This is a genomic window from Candidatus Photobacterium acropomis (genome assembly GCF_030685555.1).
Lineage (GTDB): Bacteria > Pseudomonadota > Gammaproteobacteria > Enterobacterales > Vibrionaceae > Photobacterium > Photobacterium lucens.
The window spans coordinates 2,413,918-2,435,543 of sequence record NZ_CP131609.1 but is presented as its reverse complement, the minus strand read 5'-3'; the positions used below and the strand labels follow the sequence as shown (position 1 = coordinate 2,435,543).

Here is a 21,626-nt window from a genome sequence, read left to right as displayed (position 1 = left end):
AATTATGCACCAGCGCGACTACGTGTTGGCTTATTTGGGCGACCCGCTTTCCCGTTACGGTTTGTTGCTGGTTTACCATTACGAGCACCAGCGTTATTACCTGATGTCGGACGCTTAGCACCGTTGTTATTACTGCGGTTACCGTTACCGCCGTTTGCAGACGGTTTGCTATTACCAGCTGGCTTGCCATTGCGAGTTGATGGGCTACGTTTGCCATCTTTGCGAATATCTGGCTGGTTAGGGTGCTTAGTCGCAAAGCGTTTTGCACCATGACGACCCGATCCGCGACGCTCCGCAGGTGTCATTTCTGCTTCTGTACCTGCAGGCGGTACTAAACAGCTTGGACGATTACCGATAAGGTGCTTCTTACCCATTGAAATCAATGCGTCACGAATTAGCGCCCAGTTTGCTGGATCATGGTAACGCAGCAGAGCTTTATGCAAGCGTCGCTGGCGTTCACCTTTAGCCACAAACAGATCGTCACGACCTTTGTATTTCACTTTTTTCAGTGGGTTGGTTTCAGAGTGATACATCGCAGTAGCATTACACATTGGCGATGGATAGAAGTTTTGAACCTGATCACACTGGTAATCGTTTTGCTTTAACCATAATGCAAGGTTAAGCATGTCTTCATCAGTAGAGCCTGGGTGCGCTGAAATAAAGTAAGGGATCAGGTACTGTTTTTTACCTGCTTCTTTACTGTATTTATCAAACATTTCTTTGAAGCGATCAAAAGTACCCATACCCGGCTTCATCATCAGATCAAGCGTGCCTTTCTCGGTATGCTCTGGGGCGATCTTTAAGTAACCACCCACGTGGTGAGTGACAAGCTCACGAACGTATTCTGGTGATTCAACCGCCAAGTCATAACGTACACCCGATGCAATCATGATCTTCTTCACGCCTTTTAAGTTACGCGCTTCACGGTAAAGATCGATCGTGTGTTTATGATCGGTATTAAGCTTTTCACAGATCTTAGGGAAGATACATGAAGGGCGACGACAGTTCGCTTCAGCACGTTCATCGGAACAGCCTAAACGGTACATGTTCGCAGTCGGGCCACCTAAGTCAGAAATGGTGCCAGTAAAGCCCGGTACTTTTTCACGGATCTCTTCAATTTCATTCAAAATCGACTCTTTTGAACGGTTTTGAATAATACGACCTTCATGCTCGGTAATTGAACAGAATGAACAACCACCAAAACAGCCACGCATGATATTAACGGATGTTTTGATCATGTTGTAAGCAGGGATCTTCGCTTTACCATAGCTTGGGTGAGGAATCCGTGCGAACGGTAAACCGAATACAAAGTCCATTTCCTCTGTAGTTAGAGGAATAGGTGCACGGTTAACCCAAAGCTCACGATCAGCATGTTTCTGCACGAGAGCACGGCCAGAATAAGGGTTTGTTTCTAAGTGCATCACACGGCTTGCATGAGCGTAAAGAATACGGTCATTAGCCAATTTTTCGTACGATGGTAGACGAACGACTGTTGATGCAGCATCGTGACGAGAAGGTTGAACACGCACTACTTGTGCTTGTTCTTTTTGTTCTTGCTTGTTGTTATCGCAGTTCTCTTCCGTTGCGTATGGGTTTGGCATCACCATCGCACGGCCTGGTTTTTCGATACGTGAAGAATCAATTTCTTTGTAATCTTCAGGTACGTCTTTTAGCATCACAGCAGTACCAGCAATGCGTGTCATCGATTTGATGTCTTCGCCATTACCAAGACGGTGAGCAACTTCTACCAGTGCACGCTCTGCGTTACCAAAGAGAAGAATGTCAGCTTTCGCATCCATTAATACTGAACGACGTACTTTGTCAGACCAGTAATCATAGTGCGCTAAACGGCGCAGACTTGCTTCAATACCACCAAGTACAATCGGTGTTTCTTTGTATGCTTCACGACAACGTTGTGAATAAACCAATACGGCACGATCAGGACGTTTACCCCCTTCATTGTTCGGGGTGTAAGCATCATCGTGACGAAGTTTACGATCGGCTGTGTAGCGGTTGATCATAGAGTCCATGTTACCTGCGGTAATACCAAAGAATAGGTTTGGTTTACCCAGTTTCATGAATTCATCTTTATTATCCCATTTAGGCTGGGCAATAATACCGACACGGAAACCTTGAGATTCAAGTAGGCGACCGATAACCGCCATACCAAAACTAGGGTGGTCGACATAGGCATCACCAGTAACAATAATAATGTCACAGCTATCCCAGCCTAACGCATCCATTTCCTTACGTGATGTCGGTAAGAATGGTGCTGTGCCATAGCACTCAGCCCAATATTTCGGGTAGCTATTAATTGGTGTTACTTTAGTGTGCATGTTTTGACCTCTATATTTTGAGGCGGGAATTATAGCGGTTAGCAGTATCACTGACTAGCCCTTATAAAACCTGAGAATTTTTAAGGATAAATCAATACTGAAGCATCATTTTTATAATAGCCAACTATGCTAAAAATGTTTTATCGAGCAGTTCATAACTACAAATATACATATAACGATTAAGCGAGGGGATAGATGAAAGAGGAGAAGCAAGGACAACAGGAACCGTCACCATTAACGAGTTTTGCTGATAAACATGCGTATTGTGAGCAAGTGAAAATGGAAAACTTTGCGCAAAGTATGCGGTTAGAAGGCTACGAAATTGAAGTTCCTTCGTTAGTAGAAAATGTGCGTAAACGTGATGAATTACGCCAGCAACTCATTCGTCATTATAAGCAGGCAGACACTGAAAAGGTGTAGATGTGGCAAATAAGTACGGTACCGAGCAAGACCCATACACATATGATGACACTGGCGTCTTGATCAACAAATTAAATATTTACGATGAAGTGTTATTAGATGAAGCGGAAACACAATTTAATACCCTTGCCGCCATGGGGATTGAATTTTCAGCGCCGCCTTATGATTTCACGTATTTTTGCCAATTGCATAAATGGCTATTTGATGATTTGTTTGAATGGGCGGGGAAATGTCGAACTATTGACATATCAAAAGATGACACCCGTTTTTGTAATGTGAATCGGTTACAACTTGAAGCTGAGCGTTTATTTGCACAGTTAGAATCAGAGCATTATTTAGTGGGATTGCCATTTGAACAGTTGGTGGAACGGTTAGCGCAGTATTATTGTGATATTAATGTCTTACATCCTTTTAGAGAGGGAAACGGGCGTACCCAACGGATTTTGTTTGAGCATATTGTGATTAATTGTGGCTATAACATTAACTTTAGTGGCGTGACTGCAGAACAATGGTTAGAAGCGAATATTCAAGGTTATTACTGTAATTATGTTCCGATGCAGAATGTTTTTAGACGCAGTGTGAAATTACCTGATAATGAGAAATTTATTTGATGACATTAGGTACTCGAGAAAAAGCCATCTTACTCGTGATCTTTCTAGATAAGATGGCTTTTGGGCTTATTCGGCCTCTATATTGTTGCGTTGCGAAAGCGACGGTGATTCTGGAGTCGGCTCTTCTGGTGTTTTTAAACTGCGTAAATCAAATGATGCCGGGCTTTGGTAAGCGGCAAGGTTAAATTGCGGCAGAATAGCAAAGATGTGATCAAAAATATCAGACTGAACCGCTTCATAGAATGCCCAACGCGTATCATTAACAAAGACATAGATCTCAACGGGTAAACCTTCAGGTGAAGGATCGAGTTCGCGTACTAGAAATGTCATATCTTGACGAATTTTTGGGTGTTGTTTGAGGTAAGCCTCAAGGTAGCCTCTAAATACAGCAATATTTGTTAGCCCACTATATGGATTTAAGTTTTGTTTTATATTCGCAATCACAGCAGGTACAAAATCGATCGTTTGTAGCTGCTGTTCTTCATCGCTGTTAATAAATTTAATGCTATCAATATCAATTAAAATGGCTCGTTTTATTCGACGACCGCCCGACTCTTGCATTTGTCGCCAGTTGATAAAGGAGTCCTGAACCAGTGCGTAAGCTGGAATATTAGTGACGGTATTATCCCAGTTTTTTACTTTGACGGTAGTTAATGACACTTCATCAATATTACCATTTGCACCGTACTTATCCATTTGGATCCAATCACCGACTTTGACCATACGGTTTGCTGATAATTGAATACCTGCCACAAAACCTAAGATAGTATCTCGGAAGATTAACAGCATAAAACCTGTAGCCACACCTAAGCCACTGAGGAAGTAAATAGGTGAACGTTCAGCGAGCACTGAGATCGCAATAATGAAACCAATTAAGAAAATGATCAATTTGAATAATTGAACAAAGCTCTTAATAGGTAAATCGCGGCTCATCAATTTCACATCAGCAATATCGTTGCTTGCATCAAGTAAGGCATAGATGCTTCGTATTAGTGCAAAAAGCAACCATAGGCTTAATATTCGATCGAAAAGCCCACTTAAAATGGCATGCTTATCAAGTACTAAAGGGATTAATAAGTTAAGAACGATCGCTGGGATTGTTAGAGATAATTTTTCAAAAACCGCATGTTTGACAATAATAGGTCCTGATGTGGCTTGGGATCGCCTAAGCATAGCATTGACGATTTTAAGTAATCCCCAGCGCACAATGACGTAGCATAGAAAAGCACCCGCACAACATAGCACCATAAAAAAGGCAGTAGAAATATTATCTTGTGGCTCAATGTTTATACCTACTTGAGATAAAACATGGGCAATATCTGCGCGTATCTCTTTACTCAACTGTTTTCTCCATTTAATAGTGATGTTGGCGAAAATAAAACTGCTCTGATACTTGAAAAGTTACCTGAAAAAGTTACCTGACAAGGTTAGTATATAACTGAATACACAATGATATATGCCGGAGACCGATGTGGCTAAAAAGTTTTATGTAGTATGGCAAGGACGAACGCCGGGAATTTATACCGATTGGGCGAGTTGCAAACAACAGGTCGATAAATTTGCAGGTGCAAAATATAAGTCTTTTCCAACGCAAGCAGAAGCACAAGCCGCTTTTGGTAACAAAGCACCGACATATTCTCGTACATCAGTGACAAAAGCCCCAGTTAAAAAGCCAACAACCAGTAAAGGCTCACTGACTGCTGAACAAGTATTGGCAGTAGAAACTAAAATTAAAATTTTTACAGACGGTGGTTGCGATCCTAATCCGGGTAAAGCGGGATCTGGGCTTGCGGTATATAACAATAATCAACTAAGTGAGTTGTGGTTTGGCTTATATAACCCCAATGGCACAAATAACACAGCGGAATTAAATGCCCTAAATCAGGCTTTAATCATGGCGCAAAGCATGATTGAAAAGAATCAAACTGTCGCTATCTTTTGTGATTCTCGATACTCGATCCAATGCATCACGCAATGGGCAGTTACATGGCAGAAAAATGGTTGGAAGAAAGCAGGGGGCGAGATCAAGAACCTTGATTTAATTAAGCCTATGTTTGAGCGTTATCAGTCACTTAAAAGTAAGATCCAAATTCATCATGTGAATGGTCACGTTGGTATTGAAGGTAATGAATTGGCAGATCGCATGTCGATTTTAGCTGTTGATAAGCAAGAAATGCCATTTAGCCAATATGATCAGCCATTAGATATTGAGACGATTTTAGCCCTGAGAGCAGGTTAATCACGCCTTATTCGCTATCACTCAGTAAAGCGAGCATACGTTCAATGTTCGCTTTTTTATCACCATTTCCCATCATCTCTTGATTGGCTAGCGCATATAGCCAGTCTTCAATTGCCTCTCCGTTAATATCGTCACGAAAGTTGATCAGGTTTGCCCATTGTTCTAAATCGTCGTCATCAATGGTTTGCGCTAAATATTGATGTAAGACGCTTATGAGTAATGTTTTTGTGACAAGAAAAGGGGCGTCATCAGGTTGAGATTCCGCATTTAGGTAAACAGAAAAAGCCTCATCACGCTGAGGACCAAAACTGAGGATTTGGAAAATAGCTTGTTGTTTATCCACGTTCAAAGCACTTATAAAAAGAGTGGTGCGCTATTTTGCCGTGTTAACGCTCATAAAAAAAGCCTGTTACATCGGTAACAGGCTTTCGTATTGAGTTTATTGCAATATTTATGCGTACATAGGCACTAATACTAGCGTACCTAAAATCACAGTGATTAGACCACAAACCACAGGAACAACCGTACGTTTAACTACATCGAATGGGCTGATCTTTGCCATACCTGATGTTGCAACGATAACGCCAGAAACAGGTGAGATGGTACGACCAAGGTTCGATGCTTGAAGCATTGGGATAATAAGGAAAGCAGGGCTTAGGCCTAGTTTACCCGCAAGCTGTGGTGCAAGCTCAACGAATGCATAGAATGGTGCATTACCTGAACCCGTTGCAATTGCAGCAGCTACTGTTAGTGCTGTTAGTAATAGCATTAGCGCGATACCGCCTGCACCTGCTTTATCAGCAAGTGCTAGTAGGTTATCGATAGTACCTACCGTCATTAGACCTTGTGCAAACACGCCCGCAGCCACTAATAGCATCACTACGCCTTTAAATGCGTCACCCATACCTGCGTAGCAAGATTCTAGGTTATCAAGGGTGATCTTACCGTTTAGGCGGTTAGTTAAGAAATCAACCAATGCACCGATGGCAATCGACAGAACAACGATAGTGTAAATATCTAGCTTCAAGCCAGGGATTGTTTCACCGTTGAATACGAATACACCAATAATTGGTAGGAACGGTAGGATAGAGTAGTAACCCGGTGCATTCACTTCCATTTCAGAAATATCAACACGCTCCATTGGGGTGTTGTCTTTCTTATCAAGATATTTGTTCCAGAAGAAAGCCGCTACAGCCATTACGATGATGGCACAGATAGAAACAGGAAGAACGGTTTCTACCGCAAACACGTGTAGTGGTAAGCCTGATTTCTCAGCCGCAACAACAACATCACCAGATGTTGGCGATAAGATGATTGCCGCAGGAGAAGCACACACTGCAGCCGCTGCTGGGCGTGAAATACCCATTGCTGTCATCATTGGGAATAGGGTTGCCATTAATAGCACACCAAGACCTGTTGCTGAACTTACGGCAAGCGACATTAAACATGCCACGATGTAAGCTGCAACCAGCAAAACATACGGTGATTTAATGCATGACAGTGGTTTAGAGAATTGTTTAACAACAACATTGTTAGCACCAATGTGTGTCATGTAAGAAGCGAAACCACAAAGTAACATGATCTGTAGACCTAAGCCGCCGCCTCGGTACTGCAGCATGTATTTCACATACTCAAGAGAATCAGTGAATAAGTTACCCGTTGACGCTACTTTAGCGGGTAGAACTGAATGCCCTAATAAACCTGCAATAATTAATAGAGAAATACCTGCGGTTAATAACACACCCGCAGCCTTATATCCTTTTACAATGTAATAGCCCACAGCGATGGTGATCACCAAGCCTATTAATAGCTCCGTCATGGAAACTCCTTTACTACACAAATATCTAATTATTAAAACTTGTTACTATTCAGAAGTGTTTGCGACGGTTAATTTAACTAAAAATAAAATTATTAACGAGATTTAATGATGTAACTTATGATCTAAAGCAGTATTTTAACTGTTATGTTATAGGAATGATAACACAATGATTTAATTTGTTTTTAATAGTGGTGTAATAACGTTAATAACTGTGTGTAAATAGTATTTATTATTATTTAATAAATTAGAATGCTTATTAATTATACAAATAATATAAATATTAATAGCAGGCGTTCATTTTTGTTATGAATATTATTAACTAGGGCAATGTTGTTTCACATAGTCAATAAACGCTTTATCTGCTAATGATAAATAGCCATTTTTTCGCCATGCCATGACGATATCTAATTGAATGGGATCTTCAAAAGGAATAGGGATCAGCTGTGGCTCATATTCAGTCACCATTTCAAGTAGGGTCGTAATCGCAAAATCTTGCCTTACGATTTTGAAAATCATTGCAAGTAGGTTGGTTTCAAAGGAAATATTTGGCGTAAATTGATGCTGTTCACAGATACTATCAATGGTTTCTCGATGAAAATAACCATGTTTAAACATCACCAATTCTTGACTAAAGAAATCATTAAATGAAAGGCTTTTGCGCGTTGCAAACTCATGTTGTTCGGAAACAACGGCTACCATTTGTGATTTTAAAATGGGTTCTGGATGCAGTGTTTCTGGTAACTCATGATTGATGATCACGCCAAAATCTAATTCGCCATCAATGATCATTTTTCGAATAGATTGTGTGCCAGCCTCCACAATACTGAGCTTTAAGTTTGGATATTCATTTTTAAATCCCATCATGATTTCAGGGAAGAAATAAGAGCCTAACATGCTAGGTATACCGACACGCACTTCGCCTTTTTCTAATCCTTTTAGTTCAGACATTGCAGTTTGTGCATCCTTGATCTGCTGAATAATGGCTTTAGCGTGAGGTAATAGCACTTTACCTTCATCGGTTAATTCTACTTTACGATCATTTCTCGCAAATAAGCATAAACCAAGTTGTTGTTCTAACTTCTTGATTGTCATGCTTAATGCAGGTTGAGCGATATGCAATTTTTCTGCGGCACGAGTGAAATTCTTTGTTTCTGCTAAAGCTAAAAAGTGAGTGAGTTGACGTGAGTCCATCGCTATAAACCAAAGTTATCGTGGTGATAGTTATTATATATTTTCTTTATCACCTAGCAATTGATACCGTTCAGCTCTCTTTAGCTAGATCACGCTTTACCATCTTTGTACTTACACACAGAACTAGGGGTATCGTGTCGAGTATTCCTTTTGGTGAATGTATGATTGAACTCCACTCCTCTCATTATAAAAAAGCGTGTTTTGCCCTTGCTTTAGGCTCATTCATTGTTTTCTGTAATTTGTATTTATTTCAGCCTATGTTACCGCTTATGGCGCAAGAATTTGGTGTGAGTGCGACAGCGATTAACTGGGTGTTGGCAGCAACAACCTTGATGTTGGCATTGTGTTTGATCCCGTGGGCGATTGCTTCAGAAGTGGTTGGTCGACGAGTGATCATGTTAGTGAGTTTATCGTTACTGCCCATTGTTGGTGGGGTCATGGTTTTCAGTAATTCATTACTCACGCTAACCATATTAAGAGCATTAATGGGAATTTCGGTGGCAGGCTTTATTGCCGTTGCGGTTGCCTATATGGCAGAAGAATTTACCCCCAAAGCATTAATGGTTGCAGTCGGGAGCTATATTAGTGCTAATTCCTTAGGTGGTATTGTTGGTCGATTATACGGCGGCATTATCAGTGAGCATTATGGCTGGCACTTAGCAGTGTTGGGTTTGGCTATTTTTAGCTTAATTGGTGCTGTGATTGTTTTTAAGCTATTGCCAGAGCAACAGCATTTTAAACCTAATCGTCAAGGTTTACAGGCACATTCGAAACACCTTGTTTATCACCTTAAACAGCCTGTTTTATGGCTAGCGATGCTGATTGGCGGTATTAACTTTGCACTGTTTGTGAATCTTTACTCGGTATCTGGTTTTAGGTTAGTGGCCGCACCATTTAATTTGCCATTAAGTTGGGCTGCATTGATTTTCCTTTGTTATTTAAGTGGCACAATAACAGCGAAAATGAGTGGTAAATGGGCAAATAGATTTAGTCCGATCAGCGGTATGTTATTGGGTGGCATTGTGAGTTTAGTTGGTATGTGGCTTGGCTTAGTAGAAGCTCGCTCAATGATATTTGTAAGCTTATTATTGATCAGCTCTGGTGCTTTCTTTACCCATTCGCTGGCTTATGCATGGGTTAGCAAAAATGCTCAGGTAGCAAAAGCGACAGCCACAGCCATGTACTTAGTTCATTATTATGTGGGCGGTAGTGTTGGTGGTTTCTTACTGATTTACTGCTGGCAGCATGGAGCATGGGGTGGTGTTGTTACTGGCGGTACTGTGCTTTATGGAGCAATGTTTGTACTTTGTTGGTTACTAGCAAAAGTATCTGAACGCAATAAATCCTTATTGGTACAACCTGCCGTATAGTCATTAAAATAGGTGCGTTATAGCTCGGTAACTGAGTTATAACGCACAAGATGCATTATTTAATCTCAATCTTCAGTTTGTATTCACTGTGCTCACCACGTCGAGCAAAAGCGCGGTATTGACCAATACGAATCGTATACTTACCGCTGTATGGCAGAATATAAGTGCCTTGAGGGGTCAATGATTCTGAATATTCAGATAAATCTACGCGGTTTTCAATGTGTTGGTTGAGAAGAATAAACCATAATTTAGTACTTTTAGTATCTAATGTTGCTTTTAATGCTTGACCTTTTTTAGCGTAAAAAACGTATTCATTGTAATCGTAACCTTGGACTTTGCCTGTGTATTCTGCACTGGTTGCCCCTTTTTTAAAGTGGACATCTTGGACTTTGTTTGCAGCTAGCGCAGAGAAAGAAAATAGGCTTAGGCATAGCGTAAGCAAGACAGTATTGACGCGAGAGAATAATTTCATTGTGAGATCCAGTTAAGTGATATCAAAGAAATGGAGATAACATAAGGCAAGTATATCAATGCTTAAAATGAATGCGTATCTAGTGACAATAAACAGCTTTTGTTTTGATGGCAAAAAAATCAACTAACAATACGTTTTTTTTAAGCTATTCTATGTGCATATTGTTTGTATGCCACAGGTGAGCTTATGGAAGATAAAAGCCTAATTTATCACTTAACGGTACAGCAGCGTTTAGTGCTTGCAGAGCAAGGAAAATGCATTGATATATTGGTTAATGATCCTGATCGTCGTGTAAGAGAAGTGGCAAGCGAGCATGATTTAGATATATTAATTGATGACGATGCTGCCACTGAAGATTTAATATCATTTCTATAAAATACATTATTTTATTTTCTCTACAACCGAATCTAATAATGTCGAACCATGATAAATCTTAAAGCTCAGAAAATTAACAAAAGGATATTGTTGATTAAGTATCATTTTGTCGTAGTGCATGCTGTTTAACATTTCTTTTGCTAAACCGTCTAATTGCTCAGCATTGTAAGAGCTCGGATTATATTGATAACTATAAGTTAATGTTTGTTCGGTACAATTAATAACATAATAGGCATTAACGTTGGAGTCATTGGTTTCTAAAGCATTTTTTCCAGAAGGTATGTCGGCACAAGAATAAATAGCAGCCCATGTTGGTGAACTGCTTATAAGGAACAACAATGGAAGTAGTTTTACATTTAACATAGTTATCTCCTGCTATTTGTTAGTGTTATGAGAATTGAAGAAAACGTCAAATAGCTAAACCTCTTTTTAATTTTATACCTTGTCCTTATAGATATATTTTGAATATGAGAATTTCTTAGAGTTAAGAAATTCTGATTGAAATATGCAAAAGTTGTCTTGGAAATAATAAAGGTATAGCGATGATAAATAGCTTAGAGGCGCGTGGCGATACTTGATGCATCATGCTACGGATTCACATCACCGATGAACTAGGTATAATTGCGACAATTTTTATTTATTTAATGACGTTTATCATGGCTGGCTACCTCACGTTTCTTGTTCCTGCGTTACTTGGAGCGCAACTTATTCTGACTATTGTGCTAACGAAGGGCGAAATTTGTCCTGGACAGCGTGGTCGTATACACAAAATGTTACCTGTATTGCTGGTGGGTTGGTTAGTAGCAGCTATTGCTCAACCACTGGCCGTATTGCCTTTACTGGCGTTAGCGTTCTTTACCATGAAGGTGAAAACGGGTAAAACTCGCGATGCTGGGCCAATTAAGGTGTTGTATGGCAGTGACGTGCTGGCGTTTGTTTGTTGGTTAGTGCTGCTACCTACATTGAATATGCCAGAAATTGCGATTAGCTTAGTTGCGATAGCATTGTACGGTAGTGCATTAGCACATATGTTACTGATATTTGCCCGTACTCGCTTGCAAGCATTCCATCGTATTTTACCTTTTGTCGGCTTTATTAGTGCGATTTTAACGATCCTGTTTATGATTTGGCAGATCATGACATTAGGTCAGGTGAAAAGTAGTCACCATATGGTCGAAATCATCACAGCATTAGCATTGATGGTGATTGGCCTTGTGATTTGGGCAGGTCATATTCTACTTAATAAAAAGGCAAATAATTGGCAGATTGCGACTGCACTGGTGGTGTTAGTTTTTTCAGCAGGTTTGCAATTAGTCTTGTTTTAAAATCAAAGAAAAGCATGATAAGGCCGCTGATTCAGCGGCTTTTTTTCTATGTTTTATCATCTGACGACTATGCTTTATAAGTAACGTTGAATGCATCTTGATCTGGCTGTAGATAGGAGTTGGAGGACGTATGGAAATTAATAACTTATTAGGTATGGATGGCAATATTGTGATTGGTATTGTTAATGAGCGCTTACGTTTAGAGTGCAATAGCATGTCTGAACTTATAAGCCGTTACGAACTGGATGAGAATGAACTCATCGATAAGATGGCACAATTAGGCTATCAATATGATCCATTGACCAATCAATTTCGTTAGTCATCAATGAATAAAGCCTCCTGCTAAAAGTCATTAGTGAGAGGCTTTATTGTTATATGAAGGGGGTTACTGGTTACTACGAGATATTTTAAGCAGATTTTATGCCTTCTAAGTGTTGCTGGCATTGCTGACGAGCTGTAGCAAAGAATGCTTGTAAATAATGCCGTTGTTGCTCTGAAGCACGAATGGCCGCAAATAAACGTCGCCATAATCCTTTTCCTAACGGTTTACTCACCACCAATCCTTGGCGTGCAAAATCATGTATTGCCCAGTTAGGTAGTGCCGCTACACCTAATCCTGCCGAAACCATCTGTACCAGCATCAAAGTATTATCTGCTTGTTTCCATGCTTTGGGTTCAAGACCTGCTGGTTGAAGAAAATGCTTTACGACATCTAAACGATTTTTCTGAACTGGGTAGCTCAACATGGTTTGTTCTGCGATATCTTGCGGTGTGATATAGGGTTTATTTGCAAGTGGTGAGTTAACGCTCACAATCAACCGCATTTCAAAATCAAACAGGGGCTCATAATGGATTTCACTGCGTGGTTGAATATCTGAAGTGATCACTAAATCCAACTCACCACAGGCTAGAGCAGGGATAGGATCAAAGCCAAAACCAGAAGAAAAATCGAGGGTCACACTCGGCCAATGAATTTGGTATTCCTTAAGGGCTGGCATTAACCATTGGAAACATGAGTGACATTCTATGGCCATATGTAAGCGACCATTCGCATCTTGCTTAATATTGGCAAGTTCATGCTCAGCTTGCGTGAGTTGAGGAATAATGGCATCAGCCAAGTTTAATAAAATATCGCCTTCTGCGGTAAATTTAACAGGGCGAGTTTTGCGCAAAAAAAGTTGACCACCAAGACGCTGTTCGAGATCTTTTAGCTGATGTGACAGGGCAGACTGGGTTAAACACAGTGTATTGGCTGTTGCAGTAAGTGAGCCTGTATCGCGCAATACGGTTAAGGTTCTGAGGTGTTTTATCTCAATCATAAGTGTTCACAATCCTTGTCAACATGGGTATTTCTTCACCAATCTAACGGCTTTGATGTTTAATGTAAACATCTAGATGGCTAAACGTCTGTAGTTGTTTGAATGCGTTATAATTCTCACAAGTACAACATAAGAAAGATAGAGAACGAAAAGATACTTGAGAACACTAGGTTTTCAGAGTGTGAGTGATGATATATATAGCTGGTATTGGAAAACAGAAATGAAAAAGGCAGCCGATGAGGCTGCCTTTTGAATTTAGAGTTTGATGTACAAATAATTATTGTGCATCAGCTGTTTTTTTAGTGAACGTTAAGGTGTGCTTAGCATTGGTTAACGTTAGCGTGTCATCAGAAACCGAAACTTTGTTCCAATCGGCCAGTGAGTCTGCAAAAGTTTGTTCAACTTTCATTGCTTCGTCTGGACATAGCATCATTGTCATACCCATTTTCTCAATGCGTAGTTGACCATCTTTCAGCTCAGCTTGACCAAAGTAGCGGTTACAGCCTGCATTACCATTGGCAGCAAGATCTGATGCAAGCTCAAGGTTTGGTGCTTGGAAAGGCTCTGGCAGTTTTACATCTTGGTTATCGATTTGAACTAGCTCCCAGCTGCCATTGCTGATTTCGTTAGCTGTAACTTTATGAGGTGTAGTTGCCTTAACTACGCCATTGCTTGCACATGCTGTTAGCATCATAGGAAGTACCAAAACTGACAGAAGACGCTTTTTCATAATAATCATTCCTGAATAAAGTCTGTTTTAAAGAGATTAAAGCGCGACAAACACATTTTAATTTTATATCAGCGAAATTGTACGCTGTTTCATTGTGTGCAGGCACTATAGCTGAATTTATTTTGCCTGTGTATTACTTTACAGTCTTTTACGTAAGTAAATGTAACCTAATTGGTTAAGCAAACGGATTATAACGTGTTAGGGCGCATGAATTATACATTAACAGTGAAAGACTTACTGAATAATGAATATGAAGATAGTTGGCTAATAAAAAGGCAAGAGTCGCGTTTTTAACGTTAACTCTTGCCTTGTACGGTTTACACAAAAGTGAATTATGCGTCTTTAGTTTCTAACGCTTTTTCAACCATGTGCAGATGTACATCTTGCTGTGGGAATGGAATCGAAATATTTTCGCGGTCGAATCGCATCTTCACTTCACGCGTAATATCCCAGTAAACATCCCAGTAATCATCAGTTTTCACCCAAGGGCGAACGATGAAATCAACAGACGATGAGTTTAATGTGTGTAGTTTAATTGTTGGCTCTGGGCTACGTAGTACAGCAGGGTGCTCAGAGACAATTTCATTTAATACACGCTCAGTTTTTTCAATGTCATCGCCATAGCCAATACCGAAGACCATGTCGACACGACGTACTTTTTCATGGGTTACGTTCTTGATGATATCACCCCAAATCTTACTATTTGGGATCATTAGCATTTCATTACTGAACGTTTTGATTGTGGTATTAACTAGGCTCATATGGCTTACTTTACCTGTAATACCACCTGCTTCTACAAGATCACCAACATCAAATGGACGATAGATCAGCAGCATCATACCAGCAGCAAAGTTAGATAATGTGTCTTGTAATGCGAAACCAACAATAATACCAGCAACACCGAAACCGGTAAGGATAGGGGCTAGGTTTAGACCCACTTGTGATAACGCAATCAGAATACCGATCGCAAATACCGCTTTTCCTGACATCGAAATGAAGAACTCTTGCATCAACATCGACATTTTCAAGTTCTTTGCAGAAACGGCACGCTTAACCATTTTTCTAACAATGTTCTTTAATGTTTTAAATGCAAAGATGATTGCAATAAAAACAAACACTTTAAAGAGCATTTGTGGCAGGTTATCAAGTAACCATTCTTTTAGTTCTGAAGTCCAACCTGACGCAATTGACCAAATTACCTTACTATTAAGTAAGTCGTCAGTAACATTACCTGTTTGTTCAAATAACTGCTTTTTGTACTCAGCAGTGTCAATCCCTATTTTATCTGCAATAACAATCAGTTGCTTTAGATTATCAGTGTCACTATCAACTTGGCGTTGCGCAAGAATCTGTGACATTTGCAACGCACTTTTTTCGCTTTCTGTTGCAGATTTTAGCTGTTTATTCGCCAGTTCAAGCGCTTGACTATCAAAGCTTAGTGACGCAGACATAAAGTCTAGGCGGTGATTAACTTTCTCAGTTAATTCTTTCACAGCTTTAGGTGAAGGTTTATCTAGCTTCTCTAACCATTGGTAGTTCTGCCACTCTTCATTAAGGATCAATGTGGAATATTGACGAGTTTCTGCCAGTGATTTTAATGAGATAAGTTTTTCTGCATCTTTTGCTTTATCAAGGGCTTTTTGATCGCGGGTTAACTTATCATCAAGGTATTTATTGGCTTCTTTAACAAAAGAGATTTGCTTTTTAACTTGCTCAAGTAATAGCTTTTTATCTGAATCTTTTGTATCAATTAGCGATGCTAAAATATCACGAAGTTCATTGTTTTTATTAAGAACTTGCAAGCGGATAACATCAAGAGATGAACCTGTTGTGGTCATGGCTTCTTTTGCTAAGGTAGAAATCTCATTATTTAGCTCAAGAAGTTGTTCAACTTTAGGGTTCGTTGCTGCTTGTTGTGGTTCTTCTGTCTTAGTTGCTTGGGCAAAACTAAGAGAAGAAACTAGCAATAACATGAGTGCCAGTAAGCGCATGGGGTAATTAACTCCTGCAGGGATTAATACGATTAGTATCGTCACAGTTATGTTGGTTTATGACATAACTATGCTTAAATTTGAAAAAATTAGCGCGGATTATATAGCAGGATCTAGTTTTTTCGCTATAGGAAAATATCAGAATGATGTATCAACTTATTAAGTATGTTTGGTTGTTGTGAGTTATTTATCACAATAGGTGTTATTTCCTAGTTTATTGATTTCATGGCCAAATATAAGTAACTGAATTTTTATCTTCTAATAAGCATGTGTGGAAGTGGATAAAAATTTAACAAGGTTATTTGTAGATGTAAAAAATCGTGACGTGATGTATCAAAATACGTTGTTCTTATAGAGGTGATGGGTTTCATTTGTGCTCAGTTGAGATGTCATGATTATCTGAGTAAACATGCAATCAGAAAGATTGTGATTGAAACAAAAAAGCCTCTTCCGAAGAAGAGGCAAAAAGTACCATCGCTATTATTATTTTTAAAAACGCGAGGAGGAAGAGTGTTAATAATCTGAATATGTTGATTATTAACCAAAATCACCATTTACATAACCACGAGTGCGATCATCTTTAGGGTTAGTAAATAGGTTTTGTGTTTCATCATGTTCTACCAACTCACCCATTAAGAAAAATGCAGTACGATCTGAAATACGACGTGCTTGCTGCATTGAGTGAGTAACGATAACAATGGTGAAATCTTTCTTCAGAGACTCCATTAAATCTTCGATTTTTTTGGTTGCAATCGGGTCAAGTGCTGATGTTGGTTCATCCATTAAAATCACTTCAGGTTTCATCGCAATGGTACGGGCGATACATAAACGCTGTTGCTGACCACCTGATAAGCCAAATGCGTGTGATTTCAAACGATCTTTTACTTCATCCCACAATGCTGCACCACGTAGCGATTGCTCCACGACTTCATCTAGCACTTTTTTGTCTTTTACGCCTTGAGCGCGTAGACCGTATGCAACGTTCTCGTAGATGCTCATTGGGAACGGGTTTGGCTTTTGAAAAACCATACCAACTTTAATGCGAAGCTGTGATACGTCGATATTGCCGTATACATTTTCGTCATCCATTGTTAATGAGCCTTTGATTGTTACGCCTTCAATAAGGTCGTTCATACGGTTCAAACAACGTAGTAGGGTAGATTTACCACAACCAGATGGACCGATAAGCGCCGTTACTTGGCGGTTTGGGATCGGTAAGTTGATTTTCTTTAGAGCTTGGTTTTGGCCGTAAAATAGGTCTAGATTTTCAATGTTAAATTTATTCATTTTCTCTTCCTCAAAATTAGTAAGTCGCAGTGTTAAAACGGCTAGCAATCAGTTTGGTAATTAAGTTAATAACAAGAACAATGACAATCAGAACAGTGGCAGTGCCGTAGGCCTGATTCCATTCGTGAACGGTGTAAAGTTCTTGAGTTAATTTATAAAGGTGCACGGTAAGTGTTCGACCTGAGTCAAAAACACTTTCAGGGATACGTGCAACCATACCAGCTGTCATGAATACAGGTGCCGATTCACCAATAACACGACCTACACTGAGGATGATTGAAGTGACAATACCTGGCATTGCGCTAGGAAGGATCAGTCTCCAAATGGTGTAAATTTTAGATGCACCCAAACCATAAGAACCTTCACGGTAAGTTTGAGGCACAGCCATTAACGCTTCTTCAGTGGTACGGATGATCACAGGCAGGATCAAAATACTCAGTGTTAATGCACCCGATAGGATCGAGTAACCAAAACCAAGCACAACCACGAAGAAAGTCATACCGAATAAACCATAAATAATCGATGGAATACCCGCCAGCGATTCTGTGCAGAATCGAATAACTTTTACTAAACGACTACCTACTTTTGCATATTCTGTTAAGTAAATGGCCGTCATAATGCCAAGAGGAGCAGCAACGGAAATGGATGCCAGCACCATATAAATGGTCGAAACAACCATAGGCCAGATACCTGATTCTTGACCGATAGTGGTGTAATTCGACGTAATGAATGACCAGTTAACATGAGCAAGGCCATTACTTAAGATGTACCAGATAACCCAAAGTAAGAAACCAACAGTGATACCCGCTGATAACCAAATGAGTGCTAAAGAAATCTGATCTTTACGCTTTTGGGCTTTAGGGTTTGCACTTTGAAGTGCAGAATTATTTGCTGTTAAAGACATTCTTTATTACCTCGCACGCTCACGGTTTAAGAATAGAAGCGCACCATTTAGCAGCATGATGAAGACCAGCAGTACAATACCGGTAGCATAAAGTGCACTTGCGTGGATACCTGTTGCGTAAGACATTTCGATGGCGATGTTAGCGGTTAACGTACGCGCTGATTCAAGTAAACCTTCAGGCATGGCAGGGGAGTTACCCATTACCATAATGATTGCCATTGTTTCACCTAATGCACGTGCTACACCTAAGATCACGCCTGTCATGATGCCTGAGCGAGCGGCTGGAACGAGTAATTTAAAAATAGTAAACATCGATGATGCACCTAGCGCTAATGAGCCTTCTTTGTATGCGCGTGGTACAGCACGAATTGAGGTTTCTGATACTGTGATTACCGTAGGTAGGATCATCACAGCCAGAACAATAATACCGGCTAAAATCGTATTACCAGCAGGTACATTGAACCAGTCTTGGATAAGTGGAACGATAATTACAAGACCGAAGAAACCGTAAACAACAGAAGGAATACCTGCCAGTAGCTCAATCATAGGACGAATAAGATCGGCTAAACGTTTAGGTGCAACTTCTGCGATAAATATAGCGGTGAGAACACCGATAGGCACACCAATAACCACAGCACCTGCTGTAGATACTAATGAAGCCACAATCATAGGGGCGATACCGTAAAGCGCTGGTGGTAACCAATCTGTGCCTAAAACGATACCTGCTACACCGGCTTGAGCAAAAGCTGCATAGCCTTCACGGAAAATAAAATAGCCGATAGTGATAAGGGATAATATGCCAATAGCAGCACTTAACATGAAGAGGTTTTTAAAGAAAACTTCTCGCCAATCAATGCGTTTTTTTGATTTAAGCGAAGTTTGCTTCTTTGCTGTTTTTTCAATATTCGCGATGGTCATTACTTACTCCAGAACCAGTACAAAGGTGACCAGTTACTGAGAAAAATAAAAAACGCTCAGCTCAATGAGCTGAGCGTAAAAATACTTATTAGTGCGTAGAGATGAAGCCTTTGCTTTCAACAATTTTTTGTGCGTCAGCAGTCTTCATCCAAGATAGGAATTTAAGTGCTTCAGCTGATGGACGACCTTCTTTGTAAACAACAAGGAATGGACGTTGAACGGTGTAGTCACCAGATTTGATAGCTGCAACTGATGGCTTGTGGCCGTCGATTGCTAGAGGTTTAACTGTGTTATCTACAGAACCTAGAGAGATGTAGCCGATTGCAAATGGATTGTTAGCAACAGTTGTTTTTAGCTGACCATTACCACTTGCTACTTGTGCTTTTTGTGAAATTGCAGAAACTTTCACACCATTGATTTTTTTCTTAAGGCTCATGATGTCTTCAAATGCACCACGAGTACCTGATGCTGTATCACGTGTAGCAACAACGATTGGCTTATCTTCACCGCCAACTTGTTTCCAGTTTGTCACTTCACCTTTGTAGATTTTAGCAACTTGTTCTTTAGTTAAGTCTGAAACAGGGTTGCTGTTGTTAACAACAACGGCGATACCGTCACGAGCGATAACCACTTCTTTTACTTCTGGTGACTCTTCTGATGCTTTAAGAGCACGTGAAGACATACCTAGATCGGCTGAGCCATCGTGTGCAGTACGGATACCTGCAGATGAGCCTGGGCCTTGAACTTCTACTGTTACATCATGTGATTTTGCGTAAGTTTCACCAAATACTTCCATTAGTGGTGATACAGAGCTTGAACCTACAACAGAGATAGTTTCGCCTGCAATTGCTGCAGTGCTAGCGACCATTGTTCCTGCTAATGCGATTGCGCCGATAATCTTTGTTTTCATTTTCCTAGTCCTTTCGTGTTTGCTGATTACTATAGGTTTGAATGAACGTGACAAAGATTAGGAAAGTTATGTGACACTTATGTTTCAGAACTTTGAACACTCTATGAATGTTGTCATAAATACTTAATGGGAATTAAAACTGATTTAAATTCGATCGTATTATTTGATATTTATTAAGTTATTTCTTTTAAGTATATGTTTTTGCGAGGCTAGATCTGATTTTTTGGTGTCTTATGAAATATTGGAAAGTATTTTAATTGTGCTGAAGTGGTACATATTTATGACCATATAAGTTTATGACAGTCATATTTCAATCTGAATTTTAGTGTGATTTCCTTCCAAGGTTTCAATTGGTTGTCGCTCTTTCTATCTATAGTAGAATAGGAAAGTATGTTGTTTAGTATGCTTTTACGTTTAAAAGTCATTACAACTATTTGAAGTCATAAAGGTTATCAATGTTAAAAAAAGCGCAGCAAATGGTTGTGTTCAATGCTTTGACAAAACAGCAGAGTTTTACCAAAGCAGCACAGTTACTTGAGATCTCCCGTACCCAAGTCAGTAAATTAGTACAGCAACTAGAAGAGCGACTAGGGGTTCAATTGGTACAGCGAACCACTCGCTCATTTGCTCTAACTGAGTCAGGTCGTATCTTTGCTAAGCATTGTGAAAAGGTTGTCGATGAAATTAATGAAGCAGAAAGTGAGTTGTTAGCGCTGGGTGATAGCCAGCAAGGTTCGTTAAGGGTGGGGATCGCTCAATCTTTTGCGTCTAACCATGTTGCGCCTTACATTAATGAATTTCACGAGCGTCACCCATTGGTCAATCTCGAATTAAGCCTGTTTGATCATCGTGTTGATCTTATAGCTGAGCAACTTGATTTGTGGATTGGCTTTATGGATTCACCACCGGAAGGTTTTGTTGCTCGCCATCTTACTAATTGTGACTTTGTCTTAGTTGCAAGCCCTGACTACCTTGCCAAACATGGTGTGCCTTATCATCCGGATGATTTGAAACAACATAACTGTATTACCTATTTCAGTCGTGAGCGTAAAGACAATATTTGGAACTTCAGCCAAAAAGAAGAGGAGTTGCAAGTAAAAGTGACCGGTAATTATCGTGTTGATTCTGCCGATGCTATCCGTGATGCCACTATTGCAGGTAATGGAGTAGGGTACTTAGCGACTTATCTATTAAAAGATGAAATTCGCCAAGGCAAACTTATTCGTTTGATGCCGGAGTGGCAATTAACACAGCATATGCCGTTATATGCGGTTTATCCTCGCCATAAATACTTGCCGACAAAGGTAAATTTATTTATTGAATTTATTCGTGAGCATATCGAGCTGGGGAATATTTCTTGCCATATATAATGAACAAACGTTATTGAAGTCACTTAGCGTCAGTAAAGG

At 39.9% G+C, this 21,626-nt stretch carries 22 protein-coding genes; 8 read left to right on the top strand and 14 right to left on the bottom strand.

Annotated elements, in window-relative coordinates; translation table 11 throughout:
• Positions 1–2: 2 nt before the first annotated feature.
• Positions 3–2,336: a YgiQ family radical SAM protein gene (locus Q7657_RS18125; protein ID WP_107165274.1), complete on the bottom strand. Its 2,334-nt coding sequence runs from the start codon at positions 2,334–2,336 to the stop codon at positions 3–5.
• 195 nt (positions 2,337–2,531) lie between these two features.
• Between Q7657_RS18125 and Q7657_RS18120 the strand changes: the two genes are divergently transcribed.
• Both Q7657_RS18120 and Q7657_RS18115 read left to right on the top strand, forming a co-directional pair.
• On the top strand, positions 2,532–2,756 hold the full coding sequence (locus tag Q7657_RS18120; protein WP_107165273.1) for a YhfG family protein: 225 nt from the start codon (positions 2,532–2,534) through the stop codon (positions 2,754–2,756).
• A 2-nt stretch (positions 2,757–2,758) separates the two neighbouring features.
• Positions 2,759–3,367 (top strand): putative adenosine monophosphate-protein transferase Fic, encoded by a 609-nt coding sequence (locus tag Q7657_RS18115; RefSeq protein WP_107165272.1) that lies wholly within the window; start codon positions 2,759–2,761, stop codon positions 3,365–3,367.
• Positions 3,368–3,433: 66 nt separating this feature from the next.
• Here Q7657_RS18115 and Q7657_RS18110 read toward each other — a convergent pair whose 3' ends face one another.
• A complete protein-coding gene (locus Q7657_RS18110) occupies positions 3,434–4,708 on the bottom strand; it encodes a mechanosensitive ion channel family protein (protein WP_107165271.1) in 1,275 nt (424 codons plus the stop codon).
• A 130-nt stretch (positions 4,709–4,838) separates the two neighbouring features.
• On the opposite strand from Q7657_RS18110, the gene Q7657_RS18105 reads away from it, so the two are divergent.
• Complete coding sequence (locus Q7657_RS18105; protein ID WP_107165577.1) at positions 4,839–5,606, top strand: ribonuclease H family protein; 768 nt, start codon at positions 4,839–4,841, stop codon at positions 5,604–5,606.
• Between the two features lie 7 nt (positions 5,607–5,613).
• Here the strand turns inward: Q7657_RS18105 and Q7657_RS18100 are convergent, their stop codons facing one another.
• The 3 genes from Q7657_RS18100 to Q7657_RS18090 form a co-directional block, all read right to left on the bottom strand.
• The gene (locus tag Q7657_RS18100) at positions 5,614–5,949 is read right to left on the bottom strand and encodes a hypothetical protein (RefSeq protein ID WP_008987385.1); all 336 of its coding nucleotides are present in this window, start codon (positions 5,947–5,949) and stop codon (positions 5,614–5,616) included.
• 108 nt (positions 5,950–6,057) lie between these two features.
• On the bottom strand, positions 6,058–7,425 hold the full coding sequence (dcuC, locus tag Q7657_RS18095; RefSeq protein ID WP_107165270.1) for an anaerobic C4-dicarboxylate transporter DcuC: 1,368 nt from the start codon (positions 7,423–7,425) through the stop codon (positions 6,058–6,060).
• 315 nt (positions 7,426–7,740) lie between these two features.
• A complete protein-coding gene (locus Q7657_RS18090; RefSeq protein ID WP_107165269.1) occupies positions 7,741–8,616 on the bottom strand; it encodes a LysR family transcriptional regulator in 876 nt (291 codons plus the stop codon).
• Between the two features lie 161 nt (positions 8,617–8,777).
• Between Q7657_RS18090 and Q7657_RS18085 the strand changes: the two genes are divergently transcribed.
• Positions 8,778–9,986: an MFS transporter gene (locus Q7657_RS18085; RefSeq protein WP_498827404.1), complete on the top strand. Its 1,209-nt coding sequence runs from the start codon at positions 8,778–8,780 to the stop codon at positions 9,984–9,986.
• 55 nt (positions 9,987–10,041) lie between these two features.
• Here the strand turns inward: Q7657_RS18085 and Q7657_RS18080 are convergent, their stop codons facing one another.
• Positions 10,042–10,458 (bottom strand): hypothetical protein, encoded by a 417-nt coding sequence (locus Q7657_RS18080; RefSeq protein WP_107165268.1) that lies wholly within the window; start codon positions 10,456–10,458, stop codon positions 10,042–10,044.
• Between the two features lie 186 nt (positions 10,459–10,644).
• Between Q7657_RS18080 and Q7657_RS18075 the strand changes: the two genes are divergently transcribed.
• Positions 10,645–10,833 (top strand): hypothetical protein, encoded by a 189-nt coding sequence (locus Q7657_RS18075; protein ID WP_107165267.1) that lies wholly within the window; start codon positions 10,645–10,647, stop codon positions 10,831–10,833.
• Positions 10,834–10,839: 6 nt separating this feature from the next.
• On the opposite strand, the gene Q7657_RS18070 is transcribed toward Q7657_RS18075, so the two are convergent.
• On the bottom strand, positions 10,840–11,196 hold the full coding sequence (locus Q7657_RS18070) for a hypothetical protein (protein ID WP_107165266.1): 357 nt from the start codon (positions 11,194–11,196) through the stop codon (positions 10,840–10,842).
• Between the two features lie 221 nt (positions 11,197–11,417).
• On the opposite strand from Q7657_RS18070, the gene Q7657_RS18065 reads away from it, so the two are divergent.
• Both Q7657_RS18065 and Q7657_RS18060 read left to right on the top strand, forming a co-directional pair.
• Positions 11,418–12,158 carry an HI_1241 family integral membrane domain gene (locus tag Q7657_RS18065; RefSeq protein WP_258178223.1) on the top strand — a complete coding sequence of 247 codons (741 nt, stop codon included), beginning with the start codon at positions 11,418–11,420 and terminating at the stop codon, positions 12,156–12,158.
• 130 nt (positions 12,159–12,288) lie between these two features.
• On the top strand, positions 12,289–12,477 hold the full coding sequence (locus Q7657_RS18060; RefSeq protein WP_008987377.1) for a DUF4250 domain-containing protein: 189 nt from the start codon (positions 12,289–12,291) through the stop codon (positions 12,475–12,477).
• Positions 12,478–12,565: 88 nt separating this feature from the next.
• Here Q7657_RS18060 and metR read toward each other — a convergent pair whose 3' ends face one another.
• From metR to Q7657_RS18025, 7 genes are all read right to left on the bottom strand, one after another.
• Positions 12,566–13,477, bottom strand: a complete 912-nt coding sequence (gene metR / locus Q7657_RS18055; RefSeq protein WP_107165265.1) for an HTH-type transcriptional regulator MetR — start codon at positions 13,475–13,477, stop codon at positions 12,566–12,568.
• A 277-nt stretch (positions 13,478–13,754) separates the two neighbouring features.
• On the bottom strand, positions 13,755–14,207 hold the full coding sequence (locus tag Q7657_RS18050; protein WP_053986793.1) for an META domain-containing protein: 453 nt from the start codon (positions 14,205–14,207) through the stop codon (positions 13,755–13,757).
• 332 nt (positions 14,208–14,539) lie between these two features.
• Positions 14,540–16,198, bottom strand: a complete 1,659-nt coding sequence (locus Q7657_RS18045; protein WP_107165264.1) for a mechanosensitive ion channel family protein — start codon at positions 16,196–16,198, stop codon at positions 14,540–14,542.
• A gap of 537 nt (positions 16,199–16,735) precedes the next feature.
• On the bottom strand, positions 16,736–17,485 hold the full coding sequence (pstB, locus tag Q7657_RS18040) for a phosphate ABC transporter ATP-binding protein PstB (RefSeq protein WP_053986791.1): 750 nt from the start codon (positions 17,483–17,485) through the stop codon (positions 16,736–16,738).
• Positions 17,486–17,501: 16 nt separating this feature from the next.
• Positions 17,502–18,389, bottom strand: a complete 888-nt coding sequence (gene pstA / locus Q7657_RS18035) for a phosphate ABC transporter permease PstA (RefSeq protein WP_053986790.1) — start codon at positions 18,387–18,389, stop codon at positions 17,502–17,504.
• A gap of 6 nt (positions 18,390–18,395) precedes the next feature.
• A complete protein-coding gene (pstC, locus tag Q7657_RS18030; protein WP_053986789.1) occupies positions 18,396–19,307 on the bottom strand; it encodes a phosphate ABC transporter permease subunit PstC in 912 nt (303 codons plus the stop codon).
• Between the two features lie 88 nt (positions 19,308–19,395).
• Entirely contained in the window at positions 19,396–20,217 is an 822-nt protein-coding gene (locus Q7657_RS18025; protein ID WP_053986788.1) for a phosphate ABC transporter substrate-binding protein, read from the bottom strand.
• A 455-nt stretch (positions 20,218–20,672) separates the two neighbouring features.
• Here Q7657_RS18025 and Q7657_RS18020 point away from each other — a divergent pair, with 455 nt between their 5' ends.
• Positions 20,673–21,587, top strand: coding sequence for a LysR family transcriptional regulator (locus tag Q7657_RS18020; RefSeq protein ID WP_107165263.1), 915 nt, complete (start codon positions 20,673–20,675; stop codon positions 21,585–21,587).
• The last annotated feature ends 39 nt before the right edge of the window (positions 21,588–21,626 follow it).

Bases quoted from the DNA above. Each gene is read 5' to 3' on its own strand.
- pstA (WP_053986790.1), bottom strand. From the start codon at position 18,389: ATGTCTTTAACAGCAAATAATTCTGCACTTCAAAGTGCAAACCCTAAA.
- Q7657_RS18090 (WP_107165269.1), bottom strand. From the start codon at position 8,616: ATGGACTCACGTCAACTCACTCACTTTTTAGCTTTAGCAGAAACAAAG.
- Q7657_RS18125 (WP_107165274.1), bottom strand. From the start codon at position 2,336: ATGCACACTAAAGTAACACCAATTAATAGCTACCCGAAATATTGGGCT.
- Q7657_RS18045 (WP_107165264.1), bottom strand. From the start codon at position 16,198: ATGCGCTTACTGGCACTCATGTTATTGCTAGTTTCTTCTCTTAGTTTT.
- Q7657_RS18050 (WP_053986793.1), bottom strand. From the start codon at position 14,207: ATGAAAAAGCGTCTTCTGTCAGTTTTGGTACTTCCTATGATGCTAACA.
- Q7657_RS18060 (WP_008987377.1), top strand. From the start codon at position 12,289: ATGGAAATTAATAACTTATTAGGTATGGATGGCAATATTGTGATTGGT.
- Q7657_RS18075 (WP_107165267.1), top strand. From the start codon at position 10,645: ATGGAAGATAAAAGCCTAATTTATCACTTAACGGTACAGCAGCGTTTA.
- pstC (WP_053986789.1), bottom strand. From the start codon at position 19,307: ATGACCATCGCGAATATTGAAAAAACAGCAAAGAAGCAAACTTCGCTT.
- Q7657_RS18025 (WP_053986788.1), bottom strand. From the start codon at position 20,217: ATGAAAACAAAGATTATCGGCGCAATCGCATTAGCAGGAACAATGGTC.
- dcuC (WP_107165270.1), bottom strand. From the start codon at position 7,425: ATGACGGAGCTATTAATAGGCTTGGTGATCACCATCGCTGTGGGCTAT.
- Q7657_RS18080 (WP_107165268.1), bottom strand. From the start codon at position 10,458: ATGAAATTATTCTCTCGCGTCAATACTGTCTTGCTTACGCTATGCCTA.
- metR (WP_107165265.1), bottom strand. From the start codon at position 13,477: ATGATTGAGATAAAACACCTCAGAACCTTAACCGTATTGCGCGATACA.
- Q7657_RS18065 (WP_258178223.1), top strand. From the start codon at position 11,418: ATGCTACGGATTCACATCACCGATGAACTAGGTATAATTGCGACAATT.
- Q7657_RS18085 (WP_498827404.1), top strand. From the start codon at position 8,778: ATGATTGAACTCCACTCCTCTCATTATAAAAAAGCGTGTTTTGCCCTT.
- Q7657_RS18070 (WP_107165266.1), bottom strand. From the start codon at position 11,196: ATGTTAAATGTAAAACTACTTCCATTGTTGTTCCTTATAAGCAGTTCA.
- Q7657_RS18020 (WP_107165263.1), top strand. From the start codon at position 20,673: ATGTTAAAAAAAGCGCAGCAAATGGTTGTGTTCAATGCTTTGACAAAA.
- Q7657_RS18120 (WP_107165273.1), top strand. From the start codon at position 2,532: ATGAAAGAGGAGAAGCAAGGACAACAGGAACCGTCACCATTAACGAGT.
- pstB (WP_053986791.1), bottom strand. From the start codon at position 17,485: ATGAATAAATTTAACATTGAAAATCTAGACCTATTTTACGGCCAAAAC.